This window comes from Nocardia amikacinitolerans NBRC 108937 (genome assembly GCF_001612615.1).
GTDB classification, from domain to species: domain Bacteria; phylum Actinomycetota; class Actinomycetes; order Mycobacteriales; family Mycobacteriaceae; genus Nocardia; species Nocardia amikacinitolerans.
Genome location: NZ_BDAU01000031.1, coordinates 67,863 through 88,608, shown reverse-complemented (window position 1 = coordinate 88,608; position 20,746 = coordinate 67,863). Strand labels below are relative to the sequence as shown.

Genomic DNA, 20,746 nt, shown 5'->3' with positions numbered 1-20,746 from the left:
CGGCAGGGGCCACCCGCGGCCTGCCGACACGGTAGTTTGGGCACTGTGAGGAGCCAGCCGCACGTACTCGGGATCGTGCTCGCCGGTGGCGAGGGCAAGCGCCTGTTTCCACTCACCGCCGACCGCGCCAAGCCGGCGGTTCCCTTCGGCGGCGCCTATCGCCTCATCGACTTCGTGCTCAGCAATCTGGTGAACGCGGGCTTCCTTCGCCTGTGCGTGCTCACCCAGTACAAGTCGCATTCGCTGGACCGGCACATCTCGCAGACCTGGCGGCTGTCGGGTTTCGCGGGCGAGTACATCACGCCGGTGCCCGCCCAGCAGCGCCTCGGCCCGCGCTGGTACACCGGCAGCGCCGACGCCATCATGCAGTCGCTGAACCTGATCTACGACGAGGACCCCGACTACATCGTGGTATTCGGCGCCGACCACGTGTACCGGATGGACCCGGAGCAGATGGTCTCCCACCACATCGATTCCGGCGCGGGCGTCACCGTTGCGGGCATCCGGGTGCCGCGCAGCGAGGCGAGCGCGTTCGGCTGCATCGATTCCGACGAGTCGGGCCGCATCACCCAGTTCCTGGAGAAGCCCGCCCATCCGCCTGGCACGCCGGACGACCCGAACGTGACCTTCGCGTCGATGGGCAACTACGTCTTCACGACCAAGGTGCTCGTCGACTCGATCCGCGCCGACGCGGACAACTCCGATTCCGACCACGACATGGGCGGCGACATCATCCCCGCGCTGGTCGCGTCGGGTCAGGCCGCGGTGTACGACTTCGCCGACAACGAGGTGCCCGGCGCGACCGAGCGCGACCGCGGCTACTGGCGCGACGTCGGGACCATCGACGCCTTCTACGACGCGCACATGGATCTGGTCTCGGTGCACCCGGTGTTCAACCTCTACAACAAGCACTGGCCGATCCGCGGCGCCGCCGAGAACCTGCCGCCCGCCAAGTTCGCCCAGGGCGGGCTTGCCCAGGAGTGCATCGTCGGCGCGGGCAGCATCCTGTCCGCCGCGACGGTGCGCAATTCCGTGCTGAGCTCGAATGTGATGGTCGACGACGGCGCCACCGTCGAGGGCAGCGTGCTGATGCCCGGCGTGCGCATCGGCAGGGGCGCGGTGGTGCGCCACGCCATTCTGGACAAGAACGTGGTGGTCGGCGAGGGCGAGATCATCGGCGTCGACCTGGAACGCGACCGCGATCGGTTCGCGGTGAGCAACGGCGGCGTAGTGACCGTCGGCAAGGGCGTTTGGGTGTAATGCCCGCTGTCGCCATGTGCGGGCTGTCGGCAGTGCGTGTCCGCTGAGCAAGGCCGCCCGGCGTGTGCGGGCTGTGGCAGGTGGCCCGCCGACTAAGGCGCGCTCGGCGGGGCGGTGCAAAACGGCTGGCAGGAACCCGGCGTGCGCGGAACCGTCGACCGCGAGCCCTCGCCGAAATCGGCGGTGCTGACCAGAATCGCGAGCATTATCGCCAGCACGAGCAGGACACCGAACACGACCGTCGCACCCGCCCAGTCTTGTGCGCGGTTCCTCGATCGGTCATCGTCGTCGTTCCAGAACATCGGCTCGTCCTCCGCACGGCCCCGGCCCACCCAAGCACACCACGGAACCCACGGTTACCGAAACCGCCAATAGTGTGCTGCCCTACCGGAATTGCGCGCCCGGCGTCAGGGCGCGGGCGGTGGCGGCGTTCCGGTGCAGAACGGTTCGCACGGCCCGGTGGTCGGCACCACCTTCGCCGGCCCGGTGTCGAAATCGGCATTGCTCACCACGAGCAGCACGAGCACGACGAGCAGAATCGCCGCGGCGAAAAAGCCCAACCCGGCGACCACCCAATTCAGTGAACCCTTTTCCTTGACCACATGTCCGACATGGCCGTAATGGACGATATCCTCCGCCCGTTCCCAAGTCACCGCACACCTCCGAATTCGCTTGCGGCGCCGGGGTTTTTACGGCACGATTCGCACGACTGTCGAACGGGGTCGCCCGCACCCCGGCTGGTCGTCGGTTACCCGGAGTCGGCGCGGCGAATCAGCGAATGTCAACCGTCCTACCGCCGAGGCGCTTTCCGATCCGGTCAGCGGCCGTATCGGACACGGCGACAATCCGAATGCGGAGGTACGCAAAACGCGCATGGCCGGAGCGAACGCGGAGGTACGCAAGATGCGCATGGCCGGAGCGACCGCAGAGGTACGCAAAACGCGCATGGCCGGAGCGAACGCGGGTACGCCTAACCCCGTGAGGCGCAGAGCAATCCGTCGCCGACGGGGATCAGCACGCAGGTGAGTTCGGGGTCCTCGGCGATGGCGCGGGTCGCGGCGCGCACCGCCTGGGTGGCGGGATCGCGTTGACTCGGGTCGGGGACGCGGCCGCCGAGCAGCGCGTTGTGCAGGATGATGGCGCCACCGTCGCGCAGTAGCCGCACCGCCTGCGCGACGTACTGCGGGTGCTCCAGTGGAGCGGCATCGATGAAGACCAGATCGTAGGCGCCGTCGGCGAGGCGGGGCAGCACGTCGAGCGCGCGCCCGTTGATCAGCCTTGTGCGGGCGGGCGGGATGTCGGCGGTGCGGAACGCCTCCTTGGCCGCGCGCTGATGCTCCGGCTCGGAATCGATCGTGGTCAGCGTGCCGTCCTCGCGCATGCCGTCGAGCAGCCACAGCCCGCTGATGCCCGCGCCGGTCCCGACCTCGACGACCGCGCGCGCACCGAGCAGCTGGGCGTACATGCTCAGCAGCGCACCGACCGACGGCGGCACCGGTGCCGCGCCCAGCTCGGTGGCCCGCTCGCGCGCGCTGACGAGGATCTCGTCCTCCACGACGGATTCTTCCACGTAGGAGAGATTTCGCTCCAGGTTCGATGCCACGCCTAAGAGGCTAATGCGGCGCGCGTTGTCTCGGCGTTCCGACAACACGCTTTCTCGGCGGATCGGTTTTCTCAGGAGTCCCTCAGGATCTCCATATCCCCGCCATATCGGGACAGGAAAGAGTAAGGGCACGCAAGACCAGCCGACCGCGATACGCGGGACGCGGGAACAACGACATACGGGTAGTCGGTTGTATTCCGTACGCGACGGTCCGAGATCCGGACCGAACGGGAGTCCCGAGTTTACGGTCCCGAGCAGGAGGTAGCCCCATCCACATGGTCAAAGGTTCGTTTGCGGCTCCGCATGGGCACTCCGAGTACGCCACCCTCCCCGACCACATCATGCCGTTCGAGGCCGACCAGGCCGAGGACTTCGATGTCGAACTGACCGGCACCGCCGCGTTCGACGCGACGGGCGATCGCTCGGTGATGCCGTCCTGGGACGAACTGGTCCGCGAACACGCCGACCGGGTCTACCGGCTGGCCTACCGTCTTTCCGGCGACGCGCAGGACGCCGAGGATCTCACCCAGGAGACCTTCATCCGCGTGTTCCGCTCGCTGTCGAACTATCAGCCCGGCACCTTCGAGGGCTGGCTGCACCGCATCACTACCAACCTGTTCCTTGACATGGTGCGTCGTCGTAACCGCATCCGCATGGAGGCGCTGCCCGAGGACTACGACCGGGTGCCCGCCGAGGGTCCCGGCCCCGAGCAGGCCTATCACGACGCGCGCCTGGATCCCGACCTGCAATCCGCGCTGGACGCGCTGGCGCCGGAGTTCCGCGCCGCCGTCGTGCTGTGTGACATCGAGGGTCTGTCGTACGAGGAGATCGGCGCTACGCTCGGCGTGAAGCTTGGCACCGTGCGCAGCCGGATCCACCGCGGCCGCCAGGCACTGCGCGAGCACCTTGCGCATAATGGATCTCAGCAGCGGTTGGCCGCTGACGCGAACATCGGGTGATTCGCCGGGCCCCGGCGATGCCCGGGCCAGAGGATGTCGTTGGAAGGGTGAGCACCGCATGAGTGGCGAGTCCAGCACGTCCGGTCGTCCCGCGCGGGGGGACCGACGAACGCCAGGCAGGTCACCGCGCTTCGCGCCCACCGAACATCTGGCCAGCGAGGCGATCGTCGCCTACGTCGACGGCGAGCTGCGCATGAACGCCTATCTGCGCGCCGCCCAGCATCTTTCGGTCTGCCCGGAGTGCGCCGCCGAGGTGGACGCCCAGCAGCAGGCGCGGATCGCGCTGCGCCAGTCCGGACCCATCTCGGTCCCCACCGGGTTGCACGACAGCCTGACCCGTATTCCGCTCGCCGAGTTGCCAGGCGGCGCGTCGAACAATCCTGGCCGTCCGTCCGGGAACGCCCGCAACGAGGCAGTTTTCGGTTTTCTGCCGGATTCGTTCACCGCGACCCGGTGGACCACGTGGTGGCGCAAGTAGAGTTTGGCGCGTGACCACCGAATCGACGAACACCGGATCTGTGTCGGACTCGCGGCCCACCGCCAGTGACACCTCCGATTCGGCGGCCAACAGGGGGAACCTGAGGCCGTCGGACGCGCCCGTGCTCGGTCCGCGGCCGGTCGTCCGGCCCCATGTCGACACGCACACCGCCCGCGCCTTCCGGCGCCCTGCGGGCACGTCCGGTTCCTTCGCCGAATACACCCCGCCGCGCGCGGATTCCGGCGCGCCCGCGCTCGGCCCCGAGTTGCAGAACCGGCCGCCCGACGCGGTGCTGGCCGAGGCGTTCGGCAGGCCGGAGGGCTCCGACGAGCTGCTCCAGCGCGATCCCGACGCCGTCGAGCACGCTCCGGCGCCCGCAGGCCCCGCCGACCCCTGGCGTGATCCGACCGCGGGCGCCCGCCTCGGCGCGCCCGCCGTGCCGACGCCGGAGCCGGAGCCGCTGCCTCGGTCCCGCAAGCTGAGCGCGCGCGAGGTGCTGTTCGGGTCTCGGGTCGCGCCGAAGGCGCTGGCCCTGCTCGCCGCGATCGCGCTCGGCATCGGCGTGCTCGGCGGTCTGGTCGGCAGGCTCACCGCCGAGCAGACCACCAATCTGACCTCGCGCAAGGTCACCCTGGAGCAGAGCGACGACATCGAGCGTCCGCACGGTCAGATCGCCCAGGTCGCCAACGCGGTGCTGCCCTCGGTGGTCTCCATCCGGGTCACCGTCGGCGACAACGGCGCCACCGGCTCGGGCGTCGTCATCGACGGCGCGGGCTATGTGGTGACCAACAACCACGTCATCTCGATGGCCGCCCAGGACAAGAGCGACCGGGCCGCGATCCAGGTCACCTTTTCCGACGGCAGCCGGGTGCCCGCGAACATCGTCGGCCGCGATCCCAAGACCGATCTCGCCGTGCTCAAGGTCGACGTCAAGAACCTCACGGTCGCCAAGCTCGGCAAGTCCGAAGACGTTCAGGTCGGCGACGACGTGCTGGCCGTCGGTTCACCGCTCGGTCTGAGCAAGACCGTCACCTCCGGCATCGTCAGCGCGCTGCACCGGCCGGTGAAGCTGTCCGGCGAGGGCAGCGACACGAACGCCGTGATCGACGCCGTGCAGACCGACGCCGCGATCAACCCCGGCAACTCCGGCGGCGCGCTTGTGGACATGAGCGGCCAGGTCGTCGGCATCAACACCGCCATCCGCAGCGAGACGGGCGGCTCGGTCGGCCTCGGCTTCGCCATCCCGGTCGACACCATGACCGAGGTCGCGCAGAGCCTGATCCAGACCGGCAAGATGAACCACCCCGTGATCGGCATCTCGGCGCGCACCAAGACCGTCGCCAACGAGGTGATGAGCGGCGCCGCGGTGGCCGACGTCGCGCCGAACGGTCCCGCGGCGAAGGCGGGGATCGTCGAGGGCGACGTGATCGTGCGGGTCGGCGATCGGGAGGTCACCGGACCGGAGGAGCTGACCGTCGCGGTGCAGTCCCGCGAGATCGGTGAGACGGTGAACGTGCAGTTGATCCGCGATGGCAGGCAGGTGGACGTGCCTGTGACGTTGGAATCCGACTGAACCGCTGGTCCGATGCACAGGTAGCCTGGATTCGTGTTCAGCAACATCGGCTGGCCCGAGATGATGATTCTGCTCGTCGCCGCCCTCGTCATCCTCGGCCCGGAGCGTCTGCCCGGTGCCGTGCGCTGGACCATCGATTCCCTCCGCAAGGTCCGCGACTACGCCAGCGGAGCGACGGCGCAGCTCAAGGACGAACTCGGCCCTGATTTCGAGGATCTGCGCAAGCCGCTGGCCGACCTGAACGAGCTGCGCGGGATGACGCCGCGCTCGATGGTCACCAAGCACCTGCTGAACGGCGACGATTCGGTGCTGCGCAACCTGGAGAAGGCCGTGCCCACCAAGGACGATCTGTACGGCACGAGCAGTGGCATGCCGGACTATCCGATGCCCAAGCTGGAAAAACCGTTGGAGCGCAACGAACGTCCGCCGATCGACTCCGACGCCACCTGATCGGGCGTTTCGCCCGGCGAGTCCGCGCGAAACGCCGTGGCGCCGAAACAGACTGGGCTGTTTGGTAGTACCCGATGTCAACGAGACTAGACCCGCGAGGCTGTCGAGCTGTCTAGACTTCGCACATGTCGGCCGATGACGTGGCGCGAGTCTTCGCAATCGAGGACAAGGTCGAGAGACTCAAGGCGGCCACCGACGGGGTGGCGGCGGCGCAGCAGACGATCAACGAACTCACCAGGATCCGCAGGGCGGTCATCCGGGAACTTCACGCCGAGGGGTGGACCTTCGCCAGAATCGGTGCGGCGGCGGGTCTTTCCCGCGCCCGCATCCATCAGGTGAGTACCCAAGGCCCGGCTCCGGAAGGGCTGTTCTTCGGACACGGGACGCTCACCGTGCTCGTCCCGGAGGTGCGCGCGGGCCGGGTGCTCGGCGCGCCGGATCCCGGTGCGGCACAGCGGCTTGTCGAGCTGCTGCACGAGCTGGGGTTCGCCGCGTCGATCGAACGGTTCCTGCCGGGCAGGCCGGTGGACCTGAACCGGGACGGGCTGATCGTCGTCGGCGGACCCGAATTGTCCCCCAGCGTGCGACAACTCATCGCCGCCGATCCCCGGCTGCGCCGCGCGGTGGCAAGGGCGGGCGACGCGCGCCGCGGCATCGAGGACAGGGCCGCTCGGCGCGTGTACCGCCCTGGCGGTCCGGAACCACACGACATCGCGTATCTGGCCCGCCTGCCCCGGCCCGACGGCCGAGGAACGTGTTTGATCATCGACGGACTGCATCCGCCCGGATCGCTCGGCGCGGTACGGCTGCTCGCCACCCGCCTAGCCACCCTGCACGAGCGCGCTGCCAACCACCTGTTCTCGGTGCTCATCGCGGTGCGCTACGACCGAACCACCGGCGAGCCCGTCGACGTCGATCTGCTCACGCCCGTCTACCGGCACGACGCCGACCCCCGCCCCATCGGCGCCCGCCCGCGACGGTGATGCGGATCGATAGCTGAAGACCGCCGCTTTCCTTGTCGCGTGCCGGGTTTGCGCGGAATGCCCGGCTATTTCCGCAGTGTGTCGCATGTCACGCGACCCTGCGGGTAACAGATACCCACTCGATGTTTAGATAGCTAGTAGATAACTATTTGTTCGAGTAGGTGAGTGCCCCATGTCTTCCAAGGTCGAAAGCCGCGCGTCTCGGGGATCGATTGCGCGCGAGGCGAATACGGGCGCTCGTTTCGGGAGGACGCGATGAACACCATCGTGATCGTCGGTCTTGTCGTCTTCGCCGCCGTCACCGTCGGCGTGCTCGTCGCCGTGCTGCGCCGTCCGAATTCTTCGGGGCAGCTGACAGTCGCCGCGATCCAGGCCCGCCTAGCCGACGAGAAGGGCGGGAACTGCGTGGAAACGGCCGATTCGCGCACCGAGGAGGACCTGGCGGCAGCAGAGGCCACCAGCGGGCAGCCCCGCAGCGAGCCCACGCAGCCCTAGAACAGCGACCATCGGCCCCAAGCCGACTTCGCGAAGCGGCGCACGCTTCACAGGAGCTGCGGCCTCCGCGAAGCGTGCGGAAGGTCTGCGAAGACCTACGCCGCGGCTCGAGAGGGGCGCAGGGTGTTCATCGGGGGCCGGTCGGTCAGCGAGACCTCGGTGCTGTGCGCGGTGAACGCGTCTCCGATGAGGGGGAATTGGGTGAGGGCTGCGCCGGAGTCGGCGACTCCGCTGCGGCCGAGGACGGTGCCGAGGATTTGGCGGCTCATCACGCCGAGGTCGCCGAGGGGGCGGTTGCGGTGGGTGCGCACGCCCAGGTTGACCTGGCCGATGGCCGACATGCCGACGCGGTCGTAGGTGTCGAGCAGCAGGCCGATCTCGACGCCGTAGCCGGGTGCGAAGGGCACCGAGGTGAGCAGTTCGCGGGTGCCCGCGTATTCGCCGCTGAGCGGTTGCAGCACCGCGCAGAGCTCCGGGCGCAGTGCGGCGAGCAGCGGGCGCGCGACAAGTTCGGTGACGCGGCCGCCGCCGTGCGCGTCCACCGCGCCGCCCTGCCGCAGCGGGCGGCGGTAGTAGGCCTTGACCAGGTGCATGTCGTCGTTCAGCAGCAGCGGGCCGAGCAGCTTCGGCACGAAGGCCGGGTCGGGGTCGATGAGGTCGGAGTCGACGAACGCGATCAGGTCGCCGCCGGTGACCGCCAGCGAGCGCCACAGCACCTCGCCCTTGCCGGGCAGCGGCTCCAGTTCGGGCACCGCCTGCTCGCGGGTGATGACCTCGGCGCCCGCGGCGCGGGCTCGTTCGGCGGTGGCGTCGGTGGAGCCGGAGTCGAGCACGACCAGCTCGTCGACCAGCGTGCCGAGCAGCGGCCGGATGCTGGCCACCACCTCGGCGACCGTGCGCTCTTCGTTCAACGCGGGCAGCACCACCGACACGGTGCGCCCGCCCTTGGCGTCGACCAGCTCGTCGACCGTCCACTCGGGGGTGTCCCAGGTATTCGTGCTTGCCCAGGCGGACTCGCGGTGTTGGATTTTCATACCAGTCCTCGCAGGGTTCGTGCGGGGGGCCGGATGCCCTGGATCGCGGCGATCATGTCCACGACGCGCCGGGTTTCGGCGACCTCGTGGACGCGGAAGACTCGGGCGCCGACGGCGGCGGACCACGCTGTCGCCGCCAAGGTGCCCTCCAGCCGTTCGGAGAGACCGACACCAAGAGTCTCCCCGATGAAATCCTTGTTGCTCAGCGCCATCAAGACCGGCCATCCGGTATTTACGAGAACGTCTACTCCTCGCAACAGTTCGAGCCCGTGATAGGTGTTCTTGCCGAAATCATGGGTCGGATCGATCAGGATCGAATCCTTGCGCACCCCCGCGGCGAGCGCGTCCTCGGCGGCTCGGACCACGGTGTCGGTGACTTCGCTCACCACATCGGTGTAGCGGACCCGATGCGGGCGGGTACGCGGCACCGCGCCGCCGGTGTGACTGCACACGATGCCGACGCCGAGGTCGGCGGCCACCGCGACCAGATCCGGGTCGGCGCCCGCCCAGGTGTCGTTGATCAGGTCGGCGCCCTCGGCCACCGCCGCCCGCGCCACCTCCGATCGCCAGGTGTCGACGCTGATCAGCAGCTCGGGATAGGCGGCGCGGATCGCGGCGACGAACGGCACCACCCGGAGCGTCTCCTCGGCGGCGTCGACCACGGTGCCCGGCCCCGCCTTCACTCCCCCGATGTCGACGAGATCGGCGCCTTCGTCGACGGCGCGGGCGACCGCGTCCATCGCCGCCGCGTCGGTGAAGGTCGCTCCCCGGTCGTAGAACGAGTCGGGGGTGCGGTTCACGATCGCCATGACCAGCGCCCGATCCGTCGCCACCGGTTTGCCGCACAGCGTCGGAGGCGGTACGGCGGTCGGGCTGAACATGCCCTCGACTGTAGCGGCTCGGCTGTTCGGCACGCGGCCCGCGGCGCAGTCGTCGTACGCCGGGACGGCCTTCGGCGCGACGGCGAGCACATAGGGCGCGCTCGCGCGCTCCAGGCCAGCCCGGCGCCGTCGAATTCCGTGTCCGGACGCGGTGTGATCGCCGCCCCGCTCGCCGCGCCGTCGGGGCCGGGATGCCGACGCCGAGCAAAGCTCGTTCGAACCAGTCACGAGCGCGATGTGCCACCAGCCCGGGCGCCGAGTCGCCGGTGTCGAACCGCACATCACGCGGCTCGGCTCGAGTTCTGCGGCGTCTTCGCCGATGCGCCCGCTCGAAGGACCGACGGTTGCTCTTCGCCGGCAGCGGCCCGAACTCGGCGGTGCGTCCACCCCCGAACGCGTTCTCCTAGCTCGGACCCGGTTCCGGTTTCAGCGCCGCGAACGCGGCGGTCAGGTCGGTGGCCACGGTGATCCGCTCCATGGCGAAGCGGGAGACGAACTTTCGCTCGTAGAGTTCGTCGATCCACCGAAAGAGGCCGTCGTAGAAGCCGTTCGGATCGAGCACGACCACCGGCTTGGTGTGCTGGCCGAGATAGCCGCCGGTCCAGGTCTCGAAGAACTCCTCGAGCGTGCCGATTCCGCCGGGCAGCGTGAGGAAAGCGTCCGCGCGGTCCTCCATGACCTGTTTGCGCTGGCGCATGGTGTCGGTAACCACCAATTCGTCGGCGTCCACGTCCGCGACTTCCTTGTGCACCAGGTGTTTCGGGATCACGCCGATGGTGTTCGCGCCACCCGCCCGCGCCGCGGTGGCGACCGCGCCCATCATCGAGACGTGACCGCCGCCGGACACCAGTTGCCAACCCCGCCGGGCGATCTCGGTGCCGACCCGGGCGGCGAGCGCCAGCGCGCCGGAATCGGCGGTGCTCGCCGAGCAGTAGACGCAGACGGCGTAGGGGACGGTGACCTCGAGCGGAGTCTCGGTCACCACTTGTCCTCCGTGCCGAGTGTGTCGATGTCGGCGCGTTCGGCGGCCGCCCGCGTGATGATCTCGACGACCTCGTCCACGTGATCGGTGACGTGGATCAGGTCGAGATCGCTCGGCGAGATCTTGCCCGAGCCTTCGAGCGAGCCGCGCAGCCAATCCACCAGTCCCGCCCAGTATTTGGTGCCGAACAGGATGATCGGGAAGCGGGTGATCTTGCGGGTCTGCACCAGCGTGAGCGCTTCGAACAACTCGTCGAGGGTGCCGAAACCGCCAGGCAGGCAGATGAACGCCTCGGAATACTTCACGAACATCGTCTTGCGGACGAAGAAGTAGCGGAAGTTGATGCCGAGATCGACCCACTCGTTGAGGCTCTGCTCGAACGGCAACTCGATGCCGAGGCCGATCGAGTAGCCGCCCGCCTCGCACGCGCCGCGGTTGGCGGCCTCCATCGCGCCGGGGCCGCCGCCGGTGATCACCGCGAAGCCGGCCCTTGCGAGCGCGCCGCCGATGGCCATGCCCGCCTGGTACTCCGGGTGGTCGACGGGCGTACGCGCGGAACCGAAGACCGTGACCGCGCGCGGCACCTCGGCCAGCGCGCCGAAACCCTCGACGAACTCGGCCTGGATGCGCAGCACCCGCCAGGGGTCGGTGTGCACCCAGTCGCTGTCCCCGCGCTGATCGAGAAGGTTGCGGTCGGCGGTACCGGCGCCGGGTTTGCGATCGCGGCGGAACATTATCGGTCCGCGGAATTTCGCTGTCGACTTCGGCTTACTTGCGACCTCGTGATCGGCGGCGTCGGTGGACATGCGCTCCACGCTACCGCGCCGTTCGCGGCGCGGGCGGTGCGAGTCGGGGGCGCGACTCAGGCTTTGCCCGTGAGGTAGTTGCGCAGCATGGTGGCGACCGCGGTGATCTGGGCGGTCGGCAGATGCTCGTCGCGCTTGTGCGCGAGGTTGGGATCGCCGGGGCCGAAGTTGACCGCGGGGATGCCGCGGGCGGCGAAGCGGGACACGTCGGTCCAGCCGTACTTCGCCCGAACCCCGCCGCCGCCGTGGCCGTTCACCGAGGCGATCAGGTCGGCGGCCGCGGGCGCGGTGAGACCGGGGAGCGCGCCCGGCGCCGCGTCGACGAGATCGATCGTGGCGTCGATGCCGTCGAAGACCTCGCGCACGTGGTCGATGGCCTGGTCGATATCGCGGTCGGGCGCGAAGCGGAAGTTCAGTTCCATCTCGGCGGCGTCCGGGATGACGTTGCCCGCGACGCCCGCGGACATGCTGGTCGCCGAAAGGCCCTCGCGGTAGAGGCAGCCATCGATGTCGACCTGCCTCGGCTGGTAGGCGGCCAGCCGTTGCAGCACGGGGGCCAAGCGGTGAATCGCGTTGTCGCCCATCCACGAACGCGCCGAATGCGCGCGCACGCCCGTGGTCGCCAGCCGGGCGCGCAAGGTGCCCTGGCAACCCGCCTCCACCCAGCCGCCCGACGGCTCGCCCAGGATCGCCAGGTCGCCGTCGAGCCATTCGGGCAGGTCGCGCTCGACGTGGCCGAGGCCGTTGTGTTCGGCGGCGATCTCCTCGCCGTCGTAGAAGATCAGCGTCAGGTCGTGCACCGGCTCGGCGATCGTCGCGGCCAGATGCAGGAACACCGCGTCGCCGGACTTCATGTCGACGGTGCCGCAACCGTAGAGCAGCTCCTCGCCGTTCTCGTCCTTGTCGAACCGGCTCGGCACGTTGTCCGCGATCGGCACGGTGTCCAGGTGCCCGGCCAGGATCACCCGCGTCGGCAGACCCCGATGGGTCCTTGCCAGCACCACATTCCCGTGCCGCACGACCTCGAAGCCCTTCGTCTGCTCGCGCAACGCCCGCTCGACGACGTCGGTGATCGCCTTCTCGTCCATGGACACGCTCGGGATGTCGACGAGCGCGGCGGTGAGGGCGATGGGATCGGCAGACAGGTCGATGGTCACGCCCCTCAGCCTACGAGCGGGGTAGGAACGCCGGGCAGGCCCACCGGACTGTCCGGGTTCTGGATGTCGCGGCATCCCGGCCCGGAGGTGGCGCACCGTTGGCAGCGATCGGTCGGTAACCTTTCATGACGTGAGCATTCAGGGAGCAGCAGCAATCGGTATCGCCAACGTGACCGCGGACGGAACCGTCCTGGACACCTGGTACCCGAACCCGGAGCTCGGCGAGTTCGGCGACACCGGGACCAAGCGCCTGGACGAGGCGCCCGCCGAATACGCCGCGCTGCTCGGCTTCGACGAGGCGCGCGGTGTCGACGTGGTGGCGGTGCGCACCGTCATCGCCGACCTGTCCGCCGCCCCGGTCGACGCGCACGACGTCTACCTGCGCCTGCACCTGCTCTCGCACCGGCTGGTCAAGCCGCACGAGGTCAGCCTGGACGGTCAGTTCGGCCTGCTCAGCAATGTGGTGTGGACCAACCACGGCCCGGCCGCCGTCGAGGGCTTCGAGGCGACCCGCGCCAAGTTGCGCGCCCGCGGCCCGGTGACCGTCTACAGCATCGACAAGTTCCCGCGCATGGTCGACTACGTGGTGCCCTCCGGCGTGCGCATCGGCGACGCCGACCGAGTCCGCCTCGGCGCGCACCTGGCCTCCGGCACCACTGTGATGCACGAGGGCTTCGTCAACTTCAACGCGGGCACCCTTGGCGCCTCCATGGTCGAGGGCCGGATCTCCGCGGGCGTCGTGGTCGGCGACGGTTCCGACATCGGCGGCGGCGCGTCCACCATGGGCACCCTCTCGGGCGGCGGCACCACCGTCATCTCCATCGGTCAGCGCTCCCTGCTCGGCGCCAACTCGGGCCTCGGCATCCCGCTGGGCGACGACTGCGTGCTCGAGGCCGGTCTCTACCTGACCGCGGGCACCAAGGTCGCCACCCCCGACGGCACCATCGTGAAGGCCGCCCAGCTGAGCGGCCAGAACAACCTGCTGTTCCGCCGCAACTCCCAGACCGGCGCCGTCGAGGTCGTCCACCGCAAGGGAACCGGCATCGAACTCAACGCCGACCTCCACGCGAACTAGCCCGCCTCTCCGCGCCTCTCGCCGGTCGTCAGGTGCGGTGCGCTGTTCGAGCCGGGCCGGCGGTCGTGCGAGCGGGTCGCTCTTCGGGCGTACCCGACGAGTTACCCCTGGCGGCGCGAGATCAGTTGTCCCGTGCGGATCGATTCGCGCAGGGGTAGACCGTGCGGCCCATCGTCTCCGGAGAATCAGGCCGTGCGGGCGGCCTCGGGGAGGATGCCGAAGGCGATGATCCGCTCCGGGTGGATGCGGATCAGCTCTCCGGAGGCGCCCGACATGTAGGTGTCGACGTCGGTCAGCGCTTCGGCGGTGCCCCGGATCTCCAGGCAGCGCACGCGCCACGGCTGCACCGAGGCGATGTCGTCGACGACGAAAGCCACGCGGTCGTTGGTGGCCAGGTTGCGGAACTTTCGGGAGGAGCCCATGTTCCAGCCGGCGATGTCGATGGTGCCGAGTTCGGCGTTGTAGCGGAAGCCGACCGGGTTGTTCTGCGGCGCCCCGTCCGGCCGCACGGTGGCGAGACGGCCGAGCCGCTGGCTGCGCAGGTAGGCGATCTGGTCCGAGGTCAGCGTTGCGGTCATGTCAGCGACGGTAGAACCTCGAGCCAACTCGAGGTCAAGCCCGACCGCTCAGCCGAGCTGCTTCTTCGCCATGTCGTCGTCGACCATCGCCAGGCCTGCGGCTGTGTCGGCGGCGAAATCATCATCGAAGGGCGGCACATCGGAATTCTCCAAGGAGTGCCGCAAAGACCGACCGGTCTTCCTCGTCGGCGGTGCGATAGTCGCCACCGCCATGCCGTGTCGGACGATCGTGATCGTTTCGCCGCGCTCCGCACGATCCAAGACTGCCGAGAAGTTGCGGGCTGCTTCGGCCGCAGTCATCGTCGTCATGTAATCAGGATTCTCCGAATTCACCGACCGCGGCAACGATCGTTCACCCCAGCTGCTTCTTCTGCACCTTCCCCATGGCGTTGCGCGGCAGCGCCGTGACGACGCGCACCTCGCGCGGCCGCTTGTGTACCGAAAGCTGCTCGGCGACGTGATCGATCAGTTCCTTCTCGATCGACGCGTCCGCCTCGCCCCGCAACACGACGAAGGCGACCACCCGCTGCCCGAGATCGTCGTCGGGCAGGCCGACCACCGCCGCCTCGGCCACCGCAGGATGCCCGAGCAGCGCTGTTTCGACCTCGCCCGCGCCGATCCGGTAGCCGCCGGACTTGATCAGGTCGACGGATTCCCGGCCGACGATGCGGTGGAACCCGTCGCCGTCGATGGCGGCCACATCTCCTGTCTTGAACCACCCGTCCTCGGTCCAGCTCTCGGCCGTGGCATCGGGCCGGTTCAGGTAGCCGGCGAACAGCATCGGCCCGCGCACCTGCAACCCGCCGATGCTCTCGCCGTCGTACGGCACCGGCGCTCCGGTCTCGTCGCGCAGCCTCGTCTCCACCCCGCGCACCGGCGTGCCGACCCACCCAGGGCGACGTTCGCCGTCGGCGCGGGTGGACAGCGTGATCATGGTCTCGCTCATGCCGTAGCGCTCGATCGGCGCGTGACCGGTGAGCTCGCGCAGCCGCTCGAAGACCGGCACCGGCAGCGGCGCGCTTCCCGAGACGAGCAGCCGAGCGCCGGCCAATTTGCGTGCGGCATCGGGGTTTTCGACGACGCGCGACCACACGGTCGGCACCCCGAAGTACAGCGTGCCGTTCGCCTCGGCGTAGGCCTGCGGTGTCGGCTTGCCGGTGTGGATCAGCGGGCTGCCGACGCGCAGCGCGCCGAGCACGCCGAGGATGAGCCCGTGCACATGGAACAGCGGAAGACCGTGCACCAGAACGTCTTTCGCGGTCCAGTCCCAGGCTTCGGCGAGCGCGTCCAGTCCGGCGGCGATCGCGCCGCGAGTCAGCACGACACCCTTCGGCTCACCGGTCGTCCCGGACGTGTAGAGCACGAAAGCCGTTGTCGCCGGGTCGGGTTCGGGATAGGTGTGCCATGACCTGGCGTGCATACGAACCGGGACCACCGGCAGATCGGTGCCCTCGGGCGCGTCACCCAACCATGCCTGCGCGCCGGAATCGGCCAGGATGTGCGCGAGTTCGGCGGCGCCGGAATCCGGCGGTACCGGCACCACCGTGACGCCCGCGATCAGGCAACCGACCACCGCGAGGACGGTGCGCGCGGTCGGCCGAGCCAGCACCGCGACCCGATCGGCGCGCGCGACGCGCTCGGCCACCGACGTCGCCGCGCCGAGCAGATCGCTGCGCGAGAGCGTCACGCCGTCGATGGTGACCGCGTTCGGAATGTCCGCGCCCGCAGCGACCGCGGCCGGATTCAGGGAACGAAGCAGCAGGGAGGGACCGAACGACATTCGCCCAACCTACTGCGTGTGCGCCGCGGACCGTCAGCGCGTCACAGCTCGGCGTCGACGCGCTGTGACCGTTGACACACCGAAGAGACGGTGAGAAGGTCATAGAACATCCTTCTCAACGAGGAGAACGGGGGTCGATCGTGACCAGTCCCCTTCGCGCACCCGCGCTCACGAAGTCCGACGACGACTTCGACATCCGCGGCCACCTCGACGGCTCCGCCGCCTTCTTCGGCGCCGCCGCGAACGTCATCATGCAGCTCAGCGCCCGGCCCGTCGGCTACGGCGTGCTGGAGAGCACGGTCGACAGCGGCAAGATCACACTGCACCCGGTGAAGCGCACCCGCACCACGCTGACCTACCTCGCCGTGGCGATGCTCGGCACCGACGACGAACGCGCGGCCTACCGGGCGGCCGTCGATCGCTCGCACCAGACCGTCCGGTCCGGCCCGACCAGTCCGGTGAAGTACAACGCCTTCGATTCCCGATTGCAGCTATGGGTGGCGGCCTGCCTGTACTGGGGCGCACGCGATCTGCACGAGCGCATGCACGGACCGATGGACGACGCCACGGCGGACGCGTTCTACCGCAACGCCGCACGTCTCGGCACCACGTTGCAGATGCGCCCCGGCCAATGGCCTGCCGACCGCGCCGCCTTCGATCGGTATTGGGACGAGCACCTGGCGGCGACCGTCATCGATCCGCCCCTGCGCGAGTACTTCTGGGACCTGGTGAACCTGCGGATGTTCCCGCGCCCGGTTCAGCTCGCCTTCGGCGGCCCGCACCGCTGGGTCACCGCGGGCCTGCTGCCGGAGCATCTGCGCCACCAGATGGGCATGACCTGGACCGAGCGCGACGACCGACACCTCGCCAGGCTGCTCACCGCCATCGGCGCGGTGGAGGGCCGGATGCCCAAAGCCGTCAAGGCTTTCCCCGTCAACGCCTTCCTCTGGGACATGCGGCTGCGCCGCCGCCTCGGGCTTCCGCTCGTTTGACGGGCGCTTATATCAGTTAATACACAGCATCCCCAATACGCCACGCCGGAACCGAGCGCCCGCGTACGCTTTGCCTCCAGAATGAAGGCACGACATCGGAGGTCGAACGCCGGGAGGCAATCGTGATCCGTCGGATGATCGTCGCGTTCCTCGCCGCGGGAGTGGTGTACGCCCTGGGCGCCACAGCGTTGGGCGCACCGCCCGCAAACGCTCAGCCAAACGGAGAGGAAACACCGTCGCGCACCTCGATCGCCGTGCGATCGAGCGTCGGCGCGTCGTGGGGGACCGCGAACCAGCACGAGATTCGCGGCGCCCTTTCCCTGTCCAAGCTCTTCCTCGTCGACTACGCCCTGCGCCACGGCGACGGCTCCGCCATCGATCGCGAATGGGGCGAGCGCATGATCCGCTTCTCCGACGACGGAGCGGCAGGCGCCATGGAAGGCAAGTACCCACAGGCCATCGATGCCATCGCCGCCGAGTACGGCCTCACCAACACCCGGTCCGGCGCAGGCGACTGGAGCACCGCGACAACGACCAGCGCCGATGTCGCGGACTTCCTGCACGCCAAGCAACTCCAGGACCCCGGCTCGCCGATCTTCGGATGGATGGCCACGGCGGGCGACACGGCCGCCGACGGCACCGTGCAGGACTGGGGCACCGCGCGGATCCCCGGCGTGCTCGGCACCAAGTGGGGATGGTCGGATCTCGGTGCGCCCGAGGTGGCTTCGGCCTCCTACGGAACCGGGTTCACCGTTGCGGCGCTTACCTGGGGCACGTCCGCCGATCAGACCGCTGACGTGCTCGGCGCGCTGCCGAGCGTGGTGGCCGATGTGCTCGGCGTGCCCGTCTGGCTCGTTCCGCGCTGAGTCGGCGTGCGCCTGCCCTTCAGCGCACCCGGAACGAGACCACCACGTGGTCGCGGGCGAACTCGCGCAGGGCGGCGTCGTCGCCGAACGGGATGACGGTCTGCGGCGTCAACGCCAGCGACACCGCGGTGCGCGCGATCATCTCGGCCAGCGGTGCCGGATCGTACGCGGGAAGTTTGCCCTCCTGCTGGAGACGCGTGACGAACTCGGCGACGTAGTCGCGCCCGAGTTCGATGATCGGCGCGCCCTTCACGGTGAGGAACGGCAGCACCAGCTCGGGTTCGGTGGCGAGCAGCCGGTGCACCAGCTGGTTGCCGCGCAGGCCGTTCACGAACGCGACGAACAGCGCGACGATCTGATCCTCGGCGCTGGCGTCCCGGTCAACCTGCCGCTGGAGCACGCCGTCCACCTCGTCGATGAACTCGCGGGTCTGGCGTAGCGCGACGGCCTCGATCAGATCGGATTTGCTGGCGAAGCGCCGGTACAGCGTGGCCAGCGAGAGGCCGCACCGCCGGGCCACTTCCACCATGCTCGTGCGCTTGATGCCGAAATCCAGGAAGGCCACCAGCGCGGCGTCCAGCACCCGCGCCTGGTTGCGGTCTTCCGGCCCGGAGTTGCGCACCAGCGGCAGCAGTTTGGTGAAGCTCGCCATGTCTCCCACCCTATCGTCCGGCGAAACGATGACAACGTCAGCATCGCATACCTTCACCGGCTGCACCTGGAGCCCTGGCCGGGCAGTCCGCCCTCAGATCGCGCACGGCCGGAGCGGATGCGGCGACACACCCTTTGACAGCACCCGCCCTCAGATGAGAAGGTGACCGCCTTACCTTCTCATCGCTTCACCTCCGGTGAACGGAAAGACGAGGACGACGATGACCGCGCCCCTTCGTGCAACGACGCCCGCGCCGGTGCCAGGCAGCCGCTACGGCACCGCCGAGGACTTCGACATCGAGAAGTATTGGAGCGGCGTCGCCGCCTTCCTCGGCGGCACCGCGAACGTGATCATGCAGCTGAGCCTGACTCCGGTGGCCTATGGCGTGCTGGAGAGCAACGTGGACTCCGGCAAGGTGACCCTGCACCCGTTGAAGCGGCTGCGCACCACGCTCACCTATCTCGCCGTCGCCCTGATGGGCACCGAGGACGAGCGCGCCGCGTACCGCGAGGCGGTCAACACTTCGCACCGCAGCATCCGGTCCGGGGCGAACAGCCCGGTGAAGTACAACGCCTTCGATCCCAAGCTCCAGCTGTGGGTGGCCGCCTGCCTGTACTGGGGCATCGTTGACCTGGAGGAACGGCTGCACGGCCCGCTCGACCCGGCGAGCGCGGACGCGTTCTACCAGTACGCCGCCCGGCTCGGCACCTCACTGCAGATGCGCAGGGAGATGTGGCCCGCCGACCGCGCCGCGTTCGACGAGTACTGGACGACGAACCTGGCCACCAAGACCATCGACGCCCGCACCCGCGACTACTTCAACGGTCTCGTCGACCTGAAGATGGTCGCGCCGCCGCTGCGCGTGTTCGCACCGGTGCAGCGGTTCGTCGTCGCGGGCCTGCTTCCGCCGCACCTGCGCGCCGAGATGGGCATGCGGTGGACGCCGCGCCAGGATCGCGCGCTGACTCTGCTGCTGCGCGCGATCGGCACGGTGCACCGCCGACTTCCCCAGCGGCTCAGGCTCTTTCCGATGAACTACTACCTGTGGGATCTGCGCAGGCGGCGCAGGTTGGGCAAGCCGCTGGTCTGAGGCGCACCTTCGCTCCGGCCGTGGGCGAATCGAGGACGGTCTGGCAGCGCCGCCGGCGCGCGGGTCCGAGGACAACGCCCTCAGGCCGTGTCCGCACGACCCGCCGTCAACGCACGCAGGAAGAACCGCAGGTTGGCGGGCCGCTCGGCCAACCTGCGGGTCAGGTAGCCGTACCAGTCGTCGCCGTACGGGACGTACACCCGCACGGTATGCCCGGCCGCCGCCAGCCGCAGCTGCTCGGCGTCGCGCACGCCGTACAGCATCTGGTGCTCGAATGTCCCTGCGCTCCGGCCTGTTTCGGCGGCCATCCGCTCGGCGGCCAGCACGAGTTTCGGGTCGTGGGTGGCCACCATCGGGTAACCCGCACCGCGCATGAGGATCTCCAGGCAGCGCAGGTACGAATCGCTCACTTCGACGTTCCGCTGATAGGCCACCGCCGCAGGCTCGCGGTACGCGCCCTTGCACAGGCGGATTCGCGAACCAGGACCCGCGAATTCGGCGCAGTCGTCCCGGGTGCGGTGCAGGTAAGCCTGGAGAACCGCGCCGAGCCAAGGGAATTCCGGCCGCAACTCGCGCACGGTGGCCAGCGTGGCATCGGTGGTCGTGTGGTCTTCCGCGTCGACGGTGACCCACACGCCAGCCTCGGCGGCCTTGGTGCACACGGTGCGCAGGTTGTCGGTGGCGATGGCGGGACCGTCACCCGGCAGTGCCTGCCCGAGCGCGGACAGCTTGACCGACACCTCCGCGGGCACGACAGCCCCGTCGGACCCGATGGGCCGGTCGGCGGCGGCGAGCTCGTTGATCAGCGAAAGGTATTCCGCGACCGTCGCTTCGGCGCGCGACCGATCGGTGGTGTTCTCACCGAGATAGTCGACGCTGATCAGCCTGCCGCTGCCGAGCAGCGCACCCACCACCGGCGCCAGCTCCGCCCGTGACTCACCGGGCACGAACCGGCGCACGATATCGGCGGTGACCTTGGTCCCGGTGAGCACGCGCTTCAGCCGCGGCGAGGCGGCCGCCGCGAGAATGGCCGGGCGCAGCGGGTTCATCGG

At 69.2% G+C, this 20,746-nt stretch carries 23 protein-coding genes; 11 read left to right on the top strand and 12 right to left on the bottom strand.

The window, feature by feature from the left end:
* Positions 1-45 precede the first annotated feature (45 nt).
* On the top strand, positions 46-1,260 hold the full coding sequence (gene glgC, locus NAM01S_RS22960; protein ID WP_067788483.1) for a glucose-1-phosphate adenylyltransferase: 1,215 nt from the start codon (positions 46-48) through the stop codon (positions 1,258-1,260).
* Between the two features lie 407 nt (positions 1,261-1,667).
* Here the strand turns inward: glgC and NAM01S_RS22950 are convergent, their stop codons facing one another.
* Together NAM01S_RS22950 and NAM01S_RS22945 are read right to left on the bottom strand one after the other, a co-directional pair.
* On the bottom strand, positions 1,668-1,913 hold the full coding sequence (locus NAM01S_RS22950; protein ID WP_157107859.1) for a hypothetical protein: 246 nt from the start codon (positions 1,911-1,913) through the stop codon (positions 1,668-1,670).
* A 317-nt stretch (positions 1,914-2,230) separates the two neighbouring features.
* Positions 2,231-2,878 carry an O-methyltransferase gene (locus tag NAM01S_RS22945; protein WP_372507957.1) on the bottom strand — a complete coding sequence of 216 codons (648 nt, stop codon included), beginning with the start codon at positions 2,876-2,878 and terminating at the stop codon, positions 2,231-2,233.
* Between the two features lie 326 nt (positions 2,879-3,204).
* Between NAM01S_RS22945 and sigE the strand changes: the two genes are divergently transcribed.
* The 6 genes from sigE to NAM01S_RS22915 all read left to right on the top strand — a co-directional run bounded on the left by sigE (position 3,205) and on the right by NAM01S_RS22915 (position 7,801).
* A complete protein-coding gene (gene sigE, locus NAM01S_RS22940) occupies positions 3,205-3,822 on the top strand; it encodes an RNA polymerase sigma factor SigE (protein ID WP_067788615.1) in 618 nt (205 codons plus the stop codon).
* A 58-nt stretch (positions 3,823-3,880) separates the two neighbouring features.
* Positions 3,881-4,300 carry a hypothetical protein gene (locus NAM01S_RS35980; protein WP_067788478.1) on the top strand — a complete coding sequence of 140 codons (420 nt, stop codon included), beginning with the start codon at positions 3,881-3,883 and terminating at the stop codon, positions 4,298-4,300.
* Positions 4,301-4,310: 10 nt separating this feature from the next.
* On the top strand, positions 4,311-5,873 hold the full coding sequence (locus tag NAM01S_RS22930; protein ID WP_067788476.1) for a trypsin-like peptidase domain-containing protein: 1,563 nt from the start codon (positions 4,311-4,313) through the stop codon (positions 5,871-5,873).
* A gap of 33 nt (positions 5,874-5,906) precedes the next feature.
* Positions 5,907-6,323, top strand: coding sequence for a Sec-independent protein translocase protein TatB (gene tatB, locus NAM01S_RS22925; RefSeq protein ID WP_067788474.1), 417 nt, complete (start codon positions 5,907-5,909; stop codon positions 6,321-6,323).
* A 125-nt stretch (positions 6,324-6,448) separates the two neighbouring features.
* Complete coding sequence (locus NAM01S_RS22920; protein ID WP_067788472.1) at positions 6,449-7,306, top strand: hypothetical protein; 858 nt, start codon at positions 6,449-6,451, stop codon at positions 7,304-7,306.
* 255 nt (positions 7,307-7,561) lie between these two features.
* A complete protein-coding gene (locus tag NAM01S_RS22915) occupies positions 7,562-7,801 on the top strand; it encodes a hypothetical protein (RefSeq protein ID WP_067788470.1) in 240 nt (79 codons plus the stop codon).
* A gap of 95 nt (positions 7,802-7,896) precedes the next feature.
* Here NAM01S_RS22915 and NAM01S_RS22910 read toward each other — a convergent pair whose 3' ends face one another.
* From NAM01S_RS22910 to dapE, 5 genes are all read right to left on the bottom strand, one after another.
* Positions 7,897-8,835, bottom strand: a complete 939-nt coding sequence (locus NAM01S_RS22910) for a glucosyl-3-phosphoglycerate synthase (protein WP_067788469.1) — start codon at positions 8,833-8,835, stop codon at positions 7,897-7,899.
* The gene (gene folP, locus NAM01S_RS22905; RefSeq protein WP_067788613.1) at positions 8,832-9,716 is read right to left on the bottom strand and encodes a dihydropteroate synthase; all 885 of its coding nucleotides are present in this window, start codon (positions 9,714-9,716) and stop codon (positions 8,832-8,834) included. Before folP ends, NAM01S_RS22910 begins: the two co-directional genes overlap by 4 nt.
* A gap of 403 nt (positions 9,717-10,119) precedes the next feature.
* Entirely contained in the window at positions 10,120-10,698 is a 579-nt protein-coding gene (locus NAM01S_RS22900; protein WP_372507931.1) for an LOG family protein, read from the bottom strand.
* Positions 10,695-11,504: an LOG family protein gene (locus NAM01S_RS22895; RefSeq protein WP_067788465.1), complete on the bottom strand. Its 810-nt coding sequence runs from the start codon at positions 11,502-11,504 to the stop codon at positions 10,695-10,697. The genes NAM01S_RS22900 and NAM01S_RS22895 overlap by 4 nt, the downstream gene beginning before the upstream one ends.
* A 56-nt stretch (positions 11,505-11,560) precedes the next feature.
* Positions 11,561-12,661, bottom strand: coding sequence for a succinyl-diaminopimelate desuccinylase (gene dapE / locus NAM01S_RS22890; RefSeq protein WP_067788463.1), 1,101 nt, complete (start codon positions 12,659-12,661; stop codon positions 11,561-11,563).
* Positions 12,662-12,791: 130 nt separating this feature from the next.
* On the opposite strand from dapE, the gene dapD reads away from it, so the two are divergent.
* Positions 12,792-13,736, top strand: coding sequence for a 2,3,4,5-tetrahydropyridine-2,6-dicarboxylate N-succinyltransferase (dapD, locus tag NAM01S_RS22885; protein ID WP_067788461.1), 945 nt, complete (start codon positions 12,792-12,794; stop codon positions 13,734-13,736).
* 185 nt (positions 13,737-13,921) lie between these two features.
* Here dapD and NAM01S_RS22880 read toward each other — a convergent pair whose 3' ends face one another.
* The 3 genes from NAM01S_RS22880 to NAM01S_RS22870 are packed head-to-tail and all read right to left on the bottom strand — an operon-like array spanning position 13,922 to position 16,094.
* On the bottom strand, positions 13,922-14,314 hold the full coding sequence (locus tag NAM01S_RS22880; protein WP_067788459.1) for a PPOX class F420-dependent oxidoreductase: 393 nt from the start codon (positions 14,312-14,314) through the stop codon (positions 13,922-13,924).
* 48 nt (positions 14,315-14,362) lie between these two features.
* Positions 14,363-14,647, bottom strand: a complete 285-nt coding sequence (locus NAM01S_RS22875) for a type II toxin-antitoxin system Phd/YefM family antitoxin (protein ID WP_157107858.1) — start codon at positions 14,645-14,647, stop codon at positions 14,363-14,365.
* A 19-nt stretch (positions 14,648-14,666) separates the two neighbouring features.
* Positions 14,667-16,094 (bottom strand): acyl-CoA synthetase, encoded by a 1,428-nt coding sequence (locus tag NAM01S_RS22870; protein ID WP_067788455.1) that lies wholly within the window; start codon positions 16,092-16,094, stop codon positions 14,667-14,669.
* A 140-nt stretch (positions 16,095-16,234) separates the two neighbouring features.
* Here NAM01S_RS22870 and NAM01S_RS22865 point away from each other — a divergent pair, with 140 nt between their 5' ends.
* Together NAM01S_RS22865 and NAM01S_RS22860 are read left to right on the top strand one after the other, a co-directional pair.
* The gene (locus tag NAM01S_RS22865; RefSeq protein WP_067788453.1) at positions 16,235-17,086 is read left to right on the top strand and encodes an oxygenase MpaB family protein; all 852 of its coding nucleotides are present in this window, start codon (positions 16,235-16,237) and stop codon (positions 17,084-17,086) included.
* A gap of 122 nt (positions 17,087-17,208) precedes the next feature.
* On the top strand, positions 17,209-17,952 hold the full coding sequence (locus tag NAM01S_RS22860; protein WP_245910053.1) for a hypothetical protein: 744 nt from the start codon (positions 17,209-17,211) through the stop codon (positions 17,950-17,952).
* 19 nt (positions 17,953-17,971) lie between these two features.
* Here the strand turns inward: NAM01S_RS22860 and NAM01S_RS22855 are convergent, their stop codons facing one another.
* Positions 17,972-18,604 (bottom strand): TetR/AcrR family transcriptional regulator, encoded by a 633-nt coding sequence (locus NAM01S_RS22855; RefSeq protein ID WP_067788450.1) that lies wholly within the window; start codon positions 18,602-18,604, stop codon positions 17,972-17,974.
* A 220-nt stretch (positions 18,605-18,824) separates the two neighbouring features.
* Between NAM01S_RS22855 and NAM01S_RS22850 the strand changes: the two genes are divergently transcribed.
* Entirely contained in the window at positions 18,825-19,694 is an 870-nt protein-coding gene (locus NAM01S_RS22850; RefSeq protein WP_067788448.1) for an oxygenase MpaB family protein, read from the top strand.
* Positions 19,695-19,774: 80 nt separating this feature from the next.
* Here NAM01S_RS22850 and NAM01S_RS22845 read toward each other — a convergent pair whose 3' ends face one another.
* Positions 19,775-20,743, bottom strand: a complete 969-nt coding sequence (locus tag NAM01S_RS22845) for a proline dehydrogenase family protein (RefSeq protein ID WP_067788446.1) — start codon at positions 20,741-20,743, stop codon at positions 19,775-19,777.
* Positions 20,744-20,746: the final 3 nt, after the last annotated feature.

Coding starts and splice junctions, on each gene's coding strand:
- sigE (WP_067788615.1), top strand. CDS start 3,205: ATGCCGTTCGAGGCCGACCAGGCCGAGGACTTCGATGTCGAACTGACC.
- NAM01S_RS35980 (WP_067788478.1), top strand. CDS start 3,881: ATGAGTGGCGAGTCCAGCACGTCCGGTCGTCCCGCGCGGGGGGACCGA.
- NAM01S_RS22920 (WP_067788472.1), top strand. CDS start 6,449: ATGTCGGCCGATGACGTGGCGCGAGTCTTCGCAATCGAGGACAAGGTC.
- NAM01S_RS22915 (WP_067788470.1), top strand. CDS start 7,562: ATGAACACCATCGTGATCGTCGGTCTTGTCGTCTTCGCCGCCGTCACC.
- NAM01S_RS22910 (WP_067788469.1), bottom strand. CDS start 8,835: ATGAAAATCCAACACCGCGAGTCCGCCTGGGCAAGCACGAATACCTGG.
- folP (WP_067788613.1), bottom strand. CDS start 9,716: ATGTTCAGCCCGACCGCCGTACCGCCTCCGACGCTGTGCGGCAAACCG.
- NAM01S_RS22895 (WP_067788465.1), bottom strand. CDS start 11,504: ATGTCCACCGACGCCGCCGATCACGAGGTCGCAAGTAAGCCGAAGTCG.
- NAM01S_RS22880 (WP_067788459.1), bottom strand. CDS start 14,314: ATGACCGCAACGCTGACCTCGGACCAGATCGCCTACCTGCGCAGCCAG.
- NAM01S_RS22870 (WP_067788455.1), bottom strand. CDS start 16,094: ATGTCGTTCGGTCCCTCCCTGCTGCTTCGTTCCCTGAATCCGGCCGCG.
- NAM01S_RS22855 (WP_067788450.1), bottom strand. CDS start 18,604: ATGGCGAGCTTCACCAAACTGCTGCCGCTGGTGCGCAACTCCGGGCCG.
- NAM01S_RS22850 (WP_067788448.1), top strand. CDS start 18,825: ATGACCGCGCCCCTTCGTGCAACGACGCCCGCGCCGGTGCCAGGCAGC.
- NAM01S_RS22845 (WP_067788446.1), bottom strand. CDS start 20,743: ATGAACCCGCTGCGCCCGGCCATTCTCGCGGCGGCCGCCTCGCCGCGG.